The sequence below is a fragment of the Candidatus Effluviviaceae Genus I sp. genome, assembly GCA_016867725.1.
GTDB lineage: Bacteria > Joyebacterota > Joyebacteria > Joyebacterales > Joyebacteraceae > VGIX01.
The window spans coordinates 35,835-50,426 of record VGIX01000012.1 but is presented as its reverse complement, the minus strand read 5'-3'; the positions used below and the strand labels follow the sequence as shown (position 1 = coordinate 50,426).

Sequence of the window (14,592 nt, the reverse complement as noted above, 5' to 3'; positions counted from 1 at the left end):
ACGGCGACCCAGTGGAACTCCACGGCCTTGTCACCCGCGTCCGACCGCACGTCGAAGCCGCCGTTGTCGATGCGCGCGACGTAGAGCGCGCTCCATGCGCCGATCGGCGTCGCCGTGACCCGGAGGTCGGCGGCGCCCGCGATGGACTCGGCGAAGAGACGGTCGAAGTCGATGCGGGCCGCGCCGGCCGCAAGCCGCCCGCTGCCCGAGGCCATCACCTCGACGTCCGCGGCCGTCACGCCGAACACCGCCTCGGTGCCGCGGGACGTCGGCACGGTGCGCGCGGCGAGTCCTGTATGGAGGATCGTCCCGAAGACGTACAACCCCTCCGAGGACGAGGACGCGCCTGACGCGTACACCGCGTACACGTTGTCGTCGACGGACTTGTCGAAGTAGCCGCTTCTTCCCTGGTACGTACGCGAGTACAGCGTCCACGTGGCGCTGGCCACCCCCTCCGGGGACGCCACCCAAAGGCCGTCTGCGTACGAGGAAGACCTGGTGTTTGTCACCTCAAGGACAGGGTACCCACCCTCCCGGACGATCTCCACGCCCAGCCCACCGACGAACTGACCGGAGTAGCCGGAGCCGAGCGCCTTGGCGTAAACCGCGCTGCCCGTGCCCGAGCTCCGGCAGTCCGCTGCGTACCCGGTCCCCTGTGACAGGAAGTATGCCCCGTTCGCGGTGGCGTAGCCTACGCCTGCGACAGCCGACGGCACGAGGGGGACCGTCATGCCGCCGATCGGCGCGCCGGTGTTCCCGACGATGCTGCTCGTGGAATCAGCCTCGACGAACAGCGCCGGGGTGTCTATGTAGCGGGCGTCGGCGGCGATCCGCGCACCGGACCTTCCCACGCTCGAGACCTGGAGCTGCCCGGGCCGTGCCGTGGGGCCTCCCACGATGACATCCCCGTCGTTCTCCACGTAGACCGCGTTGACTGGACTGCCGTCGGGGGCGTCCAGCGAGTTCCCGTCGCCCACGCCGGCGTCGTCCGTCCCGTCCGCGAACCCTGCGGGCACGCTCTTGAGCTTCGTCCAGTCCACGGGGTTCCCCGGCGAGTTGATCGTCCCCGCCGCGCTCAGCGTGGACGAGAGCGCGAAGCTCGCCGCCGCCGTCCCGCCGAGGTTGTCCGCGTTGTGCGCCTGCCGGGCGTACGGCGCGGCCACGAGCTCGCGCCGCGGAGTCATGATCTCACCGTTGACCACGACCTCGAGCCACCGCGTGGTGCTGAAGTCCACCGCGAGCGGGGTCACGCTGCCGAGGACGACCGACACGACGCCAATGGAGTTCGTCGTGACGTTCTGCGTCTCGTTCCAGAGGAGCGAGCCTCCGGACGCGAGCGTGTAGATTCTGAAGACAATCGTGACGGCCTGATTGACGAGGGGCTCGTTGGAGGCGTTGGTGAGCATCACCTGGTAGTTCATCTTCTGTGGGACCGCGGCCGTCGAGACGGCCGCCGTCGCGAGCAACGCCGCGACGAGCATGAGCACGAGCATCCGGCGGTTCATCACGTTCTCCCTTCGCGCGCCGCGGCGCTACCTGACGACGAGAGCCTTCTCGGTCAACGACCGACCTTCCACCTCGAGCCGGGCGAAGTAGACGCCGGCCGCCACGCCTGCGCCGCGCCCGTCGGCGCCATCCCAGACGCGCTCGTGGCGGCCCCGCTCGAGCGGCCCGTCCACAAGCGATCGCACGAGCTGTCCACGGATATTGTAGACCGCAAGCAGCACCGTCCCCTCGTGCTCGGGAACGTCGAAGCGGAGCGTGCGGGCGCCGGCGCCGGGGTTCGGCATCGCCGGGTAGAGCCTCAGGACGAGCACACCCGGGGTCGTGACGAAGGTCGGCGACCCCGCGACGGCTTCCTCCGCGCCGTCGGCGTGGACCGCCCTGACCTCGTACCAGAACGTCGAGCCGGGCCAGAGCGTCGCATCCTCGTAGCTCCCCGGCGACTCGACCGGCAGAGACGCCGCGTTCAGTCTCGCGTAGTCGCCGTGCTCGGCGTTCGCGCGGTAGACGTTGATCCCGACGACGCCGGCGAGAGAGCCGATCGTCCAGCGCAGCAGCGCGGTGCCGCACTCGGTGAGCGAGGCGAAGACGGTGCCCTCGACCGGGACGTTCACCCCCGGGAGCCCGAGCCAGAACCCATCGTGGATGCGGAGGGTCGCGCCCTGGCCCATCGGGCCGATCGCGTGCTGTCCGATGGAGTCGTGCGCGCGGTACGACGCGGACGCCGCCGCCGCGCCGCCCGAGTTCACCGACTCCGCGGCGCGCTGCGCCGCGTGTGCCACCGCCGCGAGCAGCACGAGTGCTACGACCACCATGACCGGCCTGCAATTGAGCCGTCGGCCTGCCACCCTTGAGTCCATGACCTTCATCCTGCGCCTCCTTGTCTCGCAAGGCCACTCAGCATGACGCTACGCCCGGGCTGAACCCGGGTCAAGACGGCGCTTCCCCGCCGTGCCTGAACCGTGATACAATCTCGACTGTGGTTCGACTGCCGCGTCCGCGGCAGCGCCGAGAGCCCCGCAGCAGGTCCTGCCTGAACGATGGAGGTGCGCCATGCGCCCGACCCGCCCGCTGCTTGTCGCGACCCTCGCCCTGGTGGTCGCCGGCCTTGCTCTCCCGGAGAACGCCCACGCCTACCTCTACGACTCTTTCGGTGCCGGCCCCGGCTGGCCCAACCGCGTGGACGATCGCATCGATGCGATGAACCCCACGGACCTCGTGGACATCATCGTGGACTTCTGCTCGACCCCGACCTCGGCAGACAGCACCTTCCTCGCCGGGTACGGTACGGTGTTCGGGGTCTTCCGGTTCATCGACGCCATCGCCGTGCGGGGCGTCGTCGTGTCGGACTGCTACAACATCGTGGCCTACCCCCGCGTGAAGCTCATCGAGTGGGACCAGCCGCTCCAACTTCACCTGGACGTGAGCGCCTGCGCCATCCAGGCGCGCTCGAGCCCGACCTATCCGTATCCGTCACAGGCCGTGTGGGACCTCAACCCGTCGGTCGGGTACATGGGCAATGGCGTGACCGTCGCGATCATCGACAGCGGCGTTGACGACGGCCACCCGGCGCTTGCCGGCAAGTTCGTGGCGGGCTACGACGGGTTCACCGGGCAGGGCGGCCCCGGCGTCAACCCCGACGACGACATCCCCAACTGGTTCCACGGCACGGCGGTCGCCGGCATCATCCTGGGCAACGACCCCACGCAGCAGTACATGGGCGTCGCCCCCGGCGCGGGACTGGTTGACGTCAAGATCTTCGACCCGCAGGGGAACAGCGCACCCTCGATCATGGTCGCGGCGGTGCAGTGGGTGATGCAGAACGCCTCGACCTACGGCATCAAGGTCGCGAACATGAGCTTCGGCGGGTTCAACGACGACGGCACGGACAATGTCGCGCGCGCGGCCGACGCGCTGGCCGCGTCCGGAGTTGTCGTCGTGGCCTCGGCGGGCAACTACCCCGCGACGTGGGGCGTGAGTTCACCCGGATCGGGCGACGCCGTCATCTGCGTGGGCGGCGTGGACGACGGGGGAACGGTGCTGCGCGGCGACGACGTGTACGACGTCGTCGCGAAGTACGGGCCGAGGAACGCCCCGCCCCCGTCGTACGTCACGGGCTTCAACGACCTCAAGCCCGAGGTCGCCGCGTACATGCGGAACATCACGACGTGCCGCGGCTCGGACCCCGGGCAGGGCGGCACCGGCTTCTGGCAGCATCCCGGCACCGGAACGTCGTGGGCAACCGCGCACGTGTCCGGCGTCGTCGCGCTCCTTCTCGAGAAGTACCCCGGGCTGACGCCGACGCAGGTCGATGACATGCTGCGCCTGAACGCCGAGCCGCGTGGCGCGCCCACCTATCCGTTCCTCGATCCCGTCTGGAACCACCAGTACGGCTGGGGCATCGTGTCCGCGGCGAACACGGTGAACGCGGTCCTGCCCGTGGACGTGTCGGTCAAGTCGTGGGTGCCTGGGACGTGGAGCAGTCAGAGCATCTGGGCCGGGCACTATCCCGTGAGGGTGGGGGATCCCAACACGCTGAACGCGAGGATCTTCGCCAAGGGCGGTCCCGCGGCCGGCGTCGTCGTCTCGTTCGACGTGATGAACTTCGGATGGGGCTCCCCGTGGCTGCCGATCGCGAGCACGACGGTGAGCGTCCCGTGGGACGGGAGCGTGGTCGCGACGATCCCCTACACGCCGCCTCCCGGCATGGACGGCCACAAGTGCTTCCGCGTGACGGCGGCCTACCCGCCCGACACCAACCCCGCGAACAACACGGCCCAGGAGAACATCGACGTCCAGCCCGCACCCAGCGCCGTCACCGCGTCGCGATCGGGCCAGCGGTACGCGTTCCCGGTCACCATGTGCGTCGAGCCGACCGTGCCGTTCCCGTTCCGCACGGCGGCCGCCTGCATCTGCACGAAGGACCTGCCGGCGGGCGCGAGCGCGTGGCTCGAGCCGGAGCCCCCGTTCGACCTCCCCCCCGGGCAATGCCAGCCCTGCTCGCTGATCGTGCAGGCGGCCGAGGGCGTGTCGTTCCAGCCGGGCCACGCCGTGTACGTGAACGGCTGGTTCTGGGGGAATGGGGTCGCGGAGGGCGGCGTCACCGTGTACTTCGTGAGTCAGCCGCCCATGGAGGCGACGATCGCCGAGGTTCAGTACACGGACGATCCGACCGGCCCGTCGCCGCTGACCGGGCAGGTGGTGACGGTGAGCGGCATCGCGACCGCGGGCAGCGACACCTACCCCGACCGCATTGCGATCCAGGACGGTGAGGGGCCGTGGAACGGGGTCTTCGTGCGCGACCCGGGCGTGGTCGTGCTCGGCGATGCGGTCACCGTGACCGGCACGGTCGTCGAGACGGGCGCGCTCACGGAGATCGATCTCGTCAGCACGATCGCGGTCACGAGCGGCGGCAACCCGCTTCCGCCGCCCACCGTGCTCGACCCGGGCGAGGTCGGATCGAGCGAGGCCTACGAGGGCGTGCTCGTCAGGGTGGAGAACGTCACGGTCGTGGGCGACAACCCGGACGACTGGCTGGTGGCGTCGAACGGGATCTGCCACGTGGGGAGATGGGCCGGGTACGCGTACACGCCGGTGCTCGACGACGAACTCCACGTGACGGGGATCGTGGGCTCGCTCGATGACCTCCGCAGGATCCAGCCGCGGAGCGACGACGACATCGTGCCCGCGACCGGCGTGCCGGGCGACGGGCTCCCGACGCGCGCGTCGCTCTCACAGAACCTCCCGAACCCGTTCCGCGGCGGCACCGGGATCGAGTACGGGCTCCCGGTGGAGAGCGCCGTGCTGCTCAGGGTCTATAGCGTCGGCGGGAGGCTGGTGCGGGTCCTCGTGGACGGCCGGCAGCCGGCGGGCCGGTGGACCGTGGCGTGGGACGGCAGGGACGACGCCGGCGCGCCCGTCTCGAGCGGCGTGTACTTCTACCGTCTGGAGACGGACGGCAGGACGGTCGCGAAGCGGATGGTGATGGTGGAGTAGGGGGCCGCGGGAGGCGCCGCCGTCGGACGCGTGCCCCAGCCGCGCCGGCTACCCCGCGTTCCTGGTCGGCGCGTACCCGAGCTCGGCCTGCGGGATCTCCAGCCAGCCGGTGCGCCGGAACATCCCCGTCTTGAGGAAGCGGTAGAACCCGGGCGGGTACTCCTCCTGGAGACGCCAGTCGTAGTGGTAGTCCTTTGCGTAGCCCGTGAGCACCACGACCTGCCCGTTCGACAGGGTCGCCGTCCCCACCGACCCGCGGAAGCTCTGCACGATGCTCCCCCACACCGTGAGGCTGCCCCGGGGGCTCCCCGTGTTCCAGTTGCCTGCGTAGAGGGAGTTGCAGAGAGCCATCATGGCGGCGTGGACGACGCAGTTGTCCTGGTTCGCCGCGTTGTTGGCGATGACGATGTCGCCGCCCGAGAGCAGCCCGAGCATGTCGTCGCAGCCGTCCAGCGGGCCGTTCGCGTCGCTCGCGCGGTAGCGGACGTCGTCGGTGATCGTGATGGCGCCGTTCGTGACGATGGTGAACCGGCCGTCGAGCACGCCTTGCACCGATACGCCGCCGTTGACGAACATGATGCCGTTGGTCGAGGCGATGCTGACGTCGCTCCACGGCCGGCCGGACTTCCGATAGCTCACGTGGCCGTGCATCGGCTGGCCCGTCACAGGATGCGGCCTCGCGAAGACCACCTCGTAGCTGCCGGCGAGGTCAATGCCCCCGCTCCTCGCGAGCGCTCGGAAGTCGAACACCGACGGCAGCCGGGGGTAGATGACCCAGTTCGCCCCAAGCACGTACCCGTCGCCGAAGTACGGGTTGTCGTGCGGGGGGTTGCTCTCAGCCGTGGACTCGATGCCGTTGTTCCCCTGCCCCGTGCCGTTGCTGTAGTAGAACGCGGCGTTGTGGTTCCGGTTCCTGTCGCCCGGGCCGCCGTAGGCGCTCGCGACGCCGTGCAGGAAGCGGGGGTCGCCGCAGATGCTGATCTGATCGTTCGTGAAGAGCGGGCCGTCGACGACATCGCCCGTGCAGAACCAGAGCGGATTGCCCCCTCCGGGCATGTGCTCGGTGTTGGTGAAGTACAGGAAGTCGCTGAAGAGGCCTGCCGTCACATCCACCGCAAGGCGCCGCGTGTGGGTGCCCACGGTGGCCTCGGAGACGACCGTGTAGGTGCCGGGCGCCGCCGCGTCCGGGACGATCCACTGGAGCACGGCTCCGTCTGCAAACTGGTAGGGTGCGAAGCCGGACGGGTACAGCGTGTCGGCGCCGGCCGGAGGATCGATCTGCGCTTCAAGCCATGTCTGGCACCTGTCCAGGCCGCCCTCGGCAATGTAGAACGCCTGGGACCGGCTGAGATGGTGCGTGGCGAGACTGGCGTCAAGGGACGCGAACTGGAAGACGCCGAGCGCGAGGATCAGGATCACGCACATGAGGATCATGACCGTCGGCAGGACGACACCGGAGTGGCCTCCCAGGACAGCAAGGCGGCGTGCGCCGCGGGGCTGCGGGTGAAGTGGATGCTCCATCTGTGATGATCGAGGGGCACGCTTGCGGCGCACGCGAGGATGAGCGAACCTATTGTGGGGCTTGAGACTACCGCAGCAACACAGCCTTCCGGTCCACGACGCGCTCGCCTGCGGCGACCCTGAAGAAGTACACGCCGCTTGCGACCGGGCGGCCGCCCGCATCGTGCCCGTCCCACAGGAGCGCGTGCCTGCCGGCGGCGAGCACGCCGTGGTCCACCCGCCTGACGAGTCTTCCCGCGACGTCGTAGACCGACATCGCGACCTGCGCCGGGTCGGGCAGCGCGAGGGCGAGGCTCGTCGCGCCAGTGAACGGATTGGGCGTTGCGTGATGGACCGCGAAGACGATGGGCGACTCGGGGACGCCCGTGCCCGAGCCGGCGATGCGAACGTCGCAGCGCACGGGGACGGAGTACGCCCCGTCGTTGGCCTCGACGTGCGCCCAGAGCGTGAGGACCGTGTCGGCGGGGGCGGCGACGATCTGGATGACGAACGGGTCGGCGGCGTTGGACGCGCTGCCGCCGGGCGGGACGTCCGGGAAGACGCCCGCGCCGTCAATGACGGCCGCGACGCCCTCCTCGGCCGTGAGGAGCGCGCCGATGCCCGTGGCGCCGATCACTCCGTGGTTCGCGAGAGTGAGCGCGAGCGAGACGATCTCGCCGGGCTCCGCGACGCCGTTGCCGTTCCCGGCCGCGTCGTCGAGCGCGACGGCGTCGAGCGTGAGCCAGGGGCGCGCGGGGTCCTCCGCCGCGACGGTCGTGAAGAGCACGGCGAGCCCGTCGGCGAGCGGCGCCGCGTTCACGTCATGCGCGCCGTTATGGAGGTAGCCGATGCCGTCGGTCTGCTCCGGGTTCTCGATGCCGACGGTGCACCCGGTCGGGTTCATCACGGTCTCGTAGAGGAAGAGGATCTCCGTGTCGCCGGTCGGCGTCGGGTAGTACGCGGGGTGGCGGAAGACGACCTGGAAGGTCTGGAAGCTGCTCGTGCCGTAGATGGGCACCCCGTCGAACTGGATGATGAACCTGTGGTTCTCCGTGTCCATCCAGCGATAGATGTCTCCCGCCGCGGCAGGGTTCAGGTCATCCCAGAACGGCGCGATCATCCGGTCCGGCCCGTCCGGACTGCCGACGGGTGAGTTGGTGCCCATGCGATAGTCCTCGACGCCCATCGCGACGAAGCCGTTCGAGCAGACCGACGCCTGCGTGTGCGAGGTGCCGTAGTACTTCACTGCGAAGGGAAGCGAGATCGTCGTGATCCTGTCATCGTTGTTCGTGATCTGCGCGATGAGGCTGCCCGGCCCGGGCGGAGCGATGTCGTACCACTCGAAGGCCGGAGCGCACGCGTACCCCGTGTCCGACGAGTCGTACGCGTAGTACCCGTACGCGTCCGGCCCCGACGGCAGGGTCGTGGTCAGGCCGGCGACCGAGAGCGCGAACGCGATGGTCTCCTCGTAGAGGTAGGAGTGGCCCACGCCCGAGAGGTGCAGCCGGAACTCCGCGACGTGTCCGTTCGGAGCCGGCGGCGAGACGGACAACAGGAACGGCGTCGGCGCATTCGTCGCGCCGTTGCCCGACCGCACGAGTCCGAGGTGCGCGGTCCCGGCGGTCACGGCGACGTGCGGGCTCAGGCACTCGAGCTCGGCGACGACATCCCCGGCATCCAGGGGACCGACGTTCTCGAGCGTGACCTCGATGGCGACGGTCTCGCCGTGTGTGAGGTCGCCCGCGCCGTCGCCGCCGGGCGGACCGTCGTCGAGGACGAGCGCGGCCAGGCTCATGTCGGCGGTCGCGAGCGGGACCGAAGGCGGCGTGATCCCGATGGTCAACGCGCCGAACGTGACGTCCATGGCGAGGTGCACGCGGTGGCCGACGATGCACTCGGCGTCGGCGACGATGGCGTACGGTGTCACGCACCACGCGTGGCCGCCCGGCGGGATCGTGCCGAACGACGCGACGCTGTCCGGGATCGAGGCGTGCTGGTCCGGTGTGCGCACCGTCCCCGTCACGTTCACGGCGTCCCCGTCGCCGACGTTCGTCAGGCGAAGAAGAAGGGCGGCCGACTCGCCCGGGCTCAACAACCCGTCGCCGTTCCCGCCCACGGCGTCGTCCACCTCGACCTCCGTGCACACGACGAACGGCCCGCTGTCCAGGACGGTGACCTCGCCCTCGTACGGGTAGCGGTTCCGCGCCGTGACGGTCACCGCCATCGTGCCCGCGCTCGACGGATCCGGCGCGAGGACGACGCGCCCGTCCGCGTCCGAGTAGTCCCACTCGTGGACGTCGCTGCCCTTCACGCACGCGACGAGCGCGCCCTGAAGCGGCTGGCCGGCCGCGAAGACGGTCACGACGAAGCTGTCCTGACTCGCGTGGTAGTAGGAGCCGTGGAACGCCTGGAGGGTGCCCGGCTGCCCCGTCCACAGCATCATGTCGGGGTCGCCGAGGAGGTTCCACCCCTCGTACTCCTGCCGCATCTGGTCGAAGTTGTAGATGGCCGTCTTCGCCGCGACCGTCGCCGCTCCGATGACGCCCCCGTCAGGCCCGAACGCCTGCGCGAAGAAGCCCTGGTCCGCCGCTCCGCGTCTGCGCGACAGCGTCTGGCTGCTCTCGATGGACGTGTTCGTGCTGAGGAACGCCGCGGCGCCGATGGGGTTGGCCGCCGACCCGGCGCGGGTGATCGTCTCGCAGAGGAACCCGTCGTCCTGGTACGTGCCGGTCCCGCAGGTCGCCGAGATGACGACCGAGAGCCTGTGCGTGTTGGTGAGGCTCGAGGGGTTGATGTTGAAGGGCGGCATCCAGTCTGTTCCTGCGACGCCGCGGTAGTTGATGAACCCGCGGCCGGCGTTCATGGACTGATACACCTGCGACTGCGTGACGTAGTTGCGCTTGAACAGCGTGTCGATCGGCGCGAACCCGGCGGGCTCCATGAGGTCGTAGATGAACCACGTGTTCCTGTAGTAGATCGCATCTCCGCCATCGAAGTCGTCGGCGACGGTGAGAAGCGCGCTCGCGGGCCACTGAGGGTTCCCCTGCACGGGGTTCCGCTCGTAGCTCAGCACCTTCGCGACGAGCGTCGCGCACTGCGACTGGGTGTCGGCGGAGAGCCGGCCGACCATCACGTCCACGAAGTAGTCGGCGCCCTCGAGGGTCGCGTAGTAGTCGTCCGTCCACGTCTCGCTGTAGTAGGCCGGCACGACCTCGGTGTCGCCCACGAGCAGCACGTACTCGGGCGGGATCTCCCACGTGTCGTACGCGTTCTGAATGTAGGCCTTGATGTCGGCGGCCGACGAGCCGGTCTCGTTGAGCGTCACGACCGATGTCTTCACGCCCTTCCGGTGCTTCCAGTCCGCGAGCGGCTGGATCTGCGAGACGAACGACGGGTTCGCGATGATGAGATACCGCGCGCCCTGGGCGCGGCCCCCGCCGGCGGCCGGCCTGTGCGCGGCCGGGTCGGGCCTGTAGTTCGCCACCGCGTGACGATAGAGCGACTCGAAGGCGGGACACCTGGGGCGAGCGCGGGCGTCCCTCTCGTTGACCCCGGCCCCAGGCTCCGTGGTGATCGTGACGGTGACGGGCTGCGGGTCGTACGCCGGGATGTCGAATGTCACCTGAACGACGCGGAGATCTCTCAGGACGGCCGGCTCGGACACGAAGGCGCGGCCCTCGGGCTCGCAGCGGAAGGAGATGCGCCCGCGGTCCGGGACGCGGACGAGGACGACGCGGGCATCCTCCGACGGGGACGGTCCACCGGCCTCCGCGCGGGGCTCGCACCTCACGACGACCTCGGAGGCCGTGTCCCTGAGCACCGTGACCTCGGGGACGGGGAGCGCCCTTGCCGGCCCAGCGGCCGCGAGCATGGCGAGGACGAAGACGGCGGTCAGCGGACAGGGCTGCCGGCGCGCCGGGCTGGCGGTCAGCGGTGCGGACATGCTCCCTCCTCATGAAGGGACGGATGCGGCGTCCCGATGCTGGTTCGTTGCTCAATTATCGCACACGATGACCAGTCTGTCAATCAGGCGGGCGAAGGAGGTCCGGCAGACGGCGGCCAGGAGCATGATCGAGCCGCGCGGACACTGAAGTGCGCGCCGCGGCCCGGCACATCGGGAACGAGATCGAGCGGCAGCGCGCGTACGCGGCCGCCGACGACTCGAACGGCAAGTCGAAGGTCTCGAAGATCTACCTCGTGAACGACGACGTCTGGGTGACCGTCGAGCTCTTCATCGCGTCCCCCGATGACTTCAAGGAGGTCTTCCAGCGGTCGCTGTCCGCCATCCTGAACGGGGCGAACAGCTTCCTCGCGAAGATGAACGAGAGAGAGAGCCGGACTGGTCGGCGCGTGCGCGCGTCGCGAATCGAAGCGCCCCGGGTCTCCCCGGGGCGCTCGATCGTCCAAGGCGGTCAGCGTCACCGCTATGCCCCCAGCTCCTTCAGCCGCTCCTCGAGTCCCTGGAGTTCGAGCTTGAGCTCATCCCGGTAGCGCTCGAGCATCTCCCGCTCCTCCTTGCGGGAGATGAACCTCCGGTGGAACGACGCTCCGCACCCGCAGCAACAGCAGCAGTCGTCCGACCCGCGCCCGTGGCTCATCCCGTGCCCGCCGCCCGTCTCACAGCAGCTCATCGCGCGTCTCCTTTCCGTCTCGTCGGCGTTCCGGCTCCTTCACCCGCTCGAGCTTCCCGATCCTCTCCTCGACAGCCTCAAGCTCCGCGCGGAGTTCGCGCGCCCTCCGTTTGAGCGCCGCGACCGTCGTCCGCGGCTCGTGCCTCCCCTCGTCCTCGCGGTGGTGTCCGCACCCGCACGAGCAGACCTCGACGAGGTGGCCGCAGCAGACGTCCAGCCCCCCCGGGTTCAGGGAGTAGGGGACGCGGTAGCCGCGCCGCTCCCTCGTGACCAACCCCGCGCCCCTGAGCACGGTGAGGTGCTGCGACACCGCGGCCGGCGTCACGCCGAGCCTCTCCGCCAGGGCCGCCGTGCCCAGCGGCCCTCCGTCCGCGAGCAGCTCGATGATGCGAAGGCGGGTGTCCACCCCGAGGATCCTGAAGAGCTCCCAGCGACCGTGCGACATGACGTGACCCCCGCCGGCGTGATCTGAAGTATTTCAGCAAGTGCTTAATATCACGCGCGGAGGCTCCCGTGTCAAGCGGCGTCTTTGGCGTGGCTGCGGTGGACGAGGAGGATCCCGGCGAGGACGGCCGCGCCTCCCGCGAGGTGGCGCGCGGAGAACGTCTCTCCGAGAAGCGGGACGGCGAGGAGCGCGGTGACGATCGGCTGCCCGAGGAGCGTGGGCGAGACGACGGCCGCGGGCAGGTGCCCGAGGACGTAGCTCACGCTCATCCAGCCGGCGACCTGGACGAGCACGGCGAGCGCGAGGAACAGCAGGTAGGTCGTCGGGGAGTAGCCGGAGAGCGGCGTGCGGGTGACGAGGCACACGAGCAGCAGGAACACGGCGCCGTGTTCGCCATGAGCGTCGGCGCGGTCGCGCCGCTCAGCACGATGCCCTCGGACCAGAGCGCAAGGTCGGCCGCCAGGCACACGCCGCCGCCGACCGCGATCGCGACGCCGCGGCGTCTGAGCGGTCTCGCCGCGCGTCGGGCGTGCGCCGTGAAGGGGACCGCCATGAGGACCGCGGCGATCCCCATGCGGAAGAACGCGGTCGCCGCGCCGGGGGCGTTCGCCCATCGCACGAAGATCGCGCCCAGCCCGAAGACGAACACGCCGAGCGCCAGCGCCGCGTACGCCCGCCGCCGGCTCGGCGAAGCGCCGCGCGGATCAGGCATGCGTGGCGCCCTCTCCCCGCGTCGAGTCCTCGGGCTCGCGCCACGGAAGGGGCGCATTCGAGATGACGCGCCTCCGCTTGCCCCGGGCCGAGCGCGGGATCTCATCGACTTGCTCGATGGTCACCCGCATCTCCGTGCCGAGCCGCCCTGCGAAGTACGTCAGGAGCCACTCGCGGTCGGTCTCGCTGAGGGGATGATCGACCACGAAGGTCGCGGTGAGCTCCTCGGCGCGCTCCTGGACGAGCTGCCAATCGGTCACGCCTGGGATGAGCCGCGGCGCCCAGCTCACCATGATGGGCGGAATGAGCCGTCCGTCCGGTGTGACGAGGATGTCCTCGTCCCTCGTCGTGAGACCCTCCAGGAGCGGCAGCGCGCGCCCGCACGAGCACGCACGGGGCGAGAGCGCCCCCACGTCGCCGAACGTGTAGCGGAGAAGCGGCATCGCCATGTTGTGCAGCGTCGTTCCCGTGATCCGCGCCGGGACGCCCGGGGCCGCGGGCTCGCCCTCGTCGTCGAGGAACTCCGTGATGCCGTACTCCTCGAAGAGGTGATGCCCCTCGTGGCGGTCGCACTCGCTCGTGAAGACGACGCGCTCCGCCTGCCCGTACGCGTCGAAGACCCTCGTGTCGAACCGTTCCTCGATCACGCGCCGCTCCTCGGGGAAGAGAGGCTCGCCCGTCGTGATGATCGACCTCAGCGGCAGGTGATCGTCCCTCGCTTCGAGGAACCGCGCGAGGATGTAGACGGACGAGGGGTAGGCCTCGAGCGCCTCGACGCCGTGCTCACGGAGCGCGCGGACGTAGTGGACGAGGTTCGCCTCCGACAGGTGGAGCGACGAGAACATGACCTGGTTCCACGCGGGGTTGTGCCGCCAGAACGGAGGACGCCTCTGGCGGATCGGCACGAGCGAACGCCCCGTGATCGTCGCGTAGCGGACGCCGAACGGCGCGCCGGCCCACCGGCGCGCGCGCTGGTAGCAGGCGTTGTTCATCAGGCACATCCCGCGGTCCCAGTACGCGGTCATCGGCGACCCGGACGTGCCGGACGTGCTTCCGCTCCGAAGCGACCGGCGGTCGAACGCGCTCGACAGGAAGCGGTCGGCGTTCGCCGCGACGTCGGCGCGCGTGAGGGGCGGGAGCTTCCTGAGGTCCTCGACGGTCGAGACGTCCTCCGGGCGGAGGCGCAGTCTGCCGAAGAGGTCCCGGTAGTAGGGGACGGCCTCCCACGCGTGCCGCACGATCTCGCGGAGGCGCGACTCCTGGTACGCGCGGAGCTCCTCGCGCGACCAGCGCTCCGAGTCCTCGAGGAAGGCGCTCAGCCGGTCGAACTCGGGCCCGAACCGCTCCCGCCGGATGCGCCGCCCGTGCCGCGCGACGAGCGCGTTCTGCGCCGGGATGGGAAGAAGACCGTAGAGGTACTCCGTTCTCATCCACGGGTAGTGCCGTCTCTCGCGTCCGGCGAGGACGGCGCCCAAAGCCCTACGCCTCATGGTCCTTCCCCGGGAGAAGCGACTCGATCTCGCGGGCGAGCCGCTCCTCGTCGCCCGGCGCGAAGCCGACGTGCCTGAAGACGATGCGCCCCTCGGTGTCGATGACGAGCGTGACCGGGATGGCGTGGATACGGTAGCGCACGAACACGCTGCCGTCGGGGTCGGTGAGCACTGGGTGGACGACGTTCTCCTTCCTGAGGAACTCCTCGGCGGCCTTCACCTTCGGCCCGGGGTCGATGGAGACGACCGTGAGTCCGCGGTCCCTGAAGCGGCTCTCCAGCTCGACGAGGCGCGGCAACTCCGCGCGGCACGGTCC

11 protein-coding genes are annotated in these 14,592 nt (G+C 69.9%); 2 read left to right on the top strand and 9 right to left on the bottom strand.

Going from position 1 to position 14,592, the window contains the following annotated elements:
- Together FJY74_04665 and FJY74_04660 are read right to left on the bottom strand one after the other, a co-directional pair.
- A partial coding sequence (locus tag FJY74_04665; GenBank protein ID MBM3307595.1) for a hypothetical protein occupies window positions 1–1,505 on the bottom strand: 1,505 nt, incomplete at its 3' end.
- A gap of 27 nt (window positions 1,506–1,532) precedes the next feature.
- Window positions 1,533–2,318, bottom strand: a complete 786-nt coding sequence (locus FJY74_04660; protein ID MBM3307594.1) for a T9SS type A sorting domain-containing protein — start codon at window positions 2,316–2,318, stop codon at window positions 1,533–1,535.
- A gap of 238 nt (window positions 2,319–2,556) precedes the next feature.
- Here FJY74_04660 and FJY74_04655 point away from each other — a divergent pair, with 238 nt between their 5' ends.
- On the top strand, window positions 2,557–5,499 hold the full coding sequence (locus tag FJY74_04655) for a S8 family serine peptidase (GenBank protein ID MBM3307593.1): 2,943 nt from the start codon (window positions 2,557–2,559) through the stop codon (window positions 5,497–5,499).
- Between the two features lie 48 nt (window positions 5,500–5,547).
- Here FJY74_04655 and FJY74_04650 read toward each other — a convergent pair whose 3' ends face one another.
- Both FJY74_04650 and FJY74_04645 read right to left on the bottom strand, forming a co-directional pair.
- Entirely contained in the window at window positions 5,548–6,933 is a 1,386-nt protein-coding gene (locus FJY74_04650) for a hypothetical protein (GenBank protein MBM3307592.1), read from the bottom strand.
- A 154-nt stretch (window positions 6,934–7,087) separates the two neighbouring features.
- Entirely contained in the window at window positions 7,088–10,942 is a 3,855-nt protein-coding gene (locus tag FJY74_04645) for a hypothetical protein (protein MBM3307591.1), read from the bottom strand.
- Window positions 10,943–11,091: 149 nt separating this feature from the next.
- Between FJY74_04645 and FJY74_04640 the strand changes: the two genes are divergently transcribed.
- Window positions 11,092–11,490 (top strand): hypothetical protein, encoded by a 399-nt coding sequence (locus FJY74_04640; protein ID MBM3307590.1) that lies wholly within the window; start codon window positions 11,092–11,094, stop codon window positions 11,488–11,490.
- On the opposite strand, the gene FJY74_04635 is transcribed toward FJY74_04640, so the two are convergent.
- From FJY74_04635 to FJY74_04615, 5 genes are all read right to left on the bottom strand, one after another.
- Window positions 11,424–11,630 carry a DUF5320 domain-containing protein gene (locus FJY74_04635; GenBank protein MBM3307589.1) on the bottom strand — a complete coding sequence of 69 codons (207 nt, stop codon included), beginning with the start codon at window positions 11,628–11,630 and terminating at the stop codon, window positions 11,424–11,426. The genes FJY74_04640 and FJY74_04635 overlap by 67 nt on opposite strands.
- Window positions 11,617–12,075 carry a winged helix-turn-helix transcriptional regulator gene (locus FJY74_04630; GenBank protein ID MBM3307588.1) on the bottom strand — a complete coding sequence of 153 codons (459 nt, stop codon included), beginning with the start codon at window positions 12,073–12,075 and terminating at the stop codon, window positions 11,617–11,619. Before FJY74_04630 ends, FJY74_04635 begins: the two co-directional genes overlap by 14 nt.
- A 71-nt stretch (window positions 12,076–12,146) precedes the next feature.
- Window positions 12,147–12,455, bottom strand: coding sequence for an EamA family transporter (locus tag FJY74_04625; GenBank protein MBM3307587.1), 309 nt, complete (start codon window positions 12,453–12,455; stop codon window positions 12,147–12,149).
- Between the two features lie 324 nt (window positions 12,456–12,779).
- Entirely contained in the window at window positions 12,780–14,276 is a 1,497-nt protein-coding gene (locus FJY74_04620) for a phenylacetate--CoA ligase family protein (protein MBM3307586.1), read from the bottom strand.
- On the bottom strand, window positions 14,266–14,574 hold the full coding sequence (locus FJY74_04615; GenBank protein MBM3307585.1) for a TlpA family protein disulfide reductase: 309 nt from the start codon (window positions 14,572–14,574) through the stop codon (window positions 14,266–14,268). Before FJY74_04615 ends, FJY74_04620 begins: the two co-directional genes overlap by 11 nt.
- Window positions 14,575–14,592: the final 18 nt, after the last annotated feature.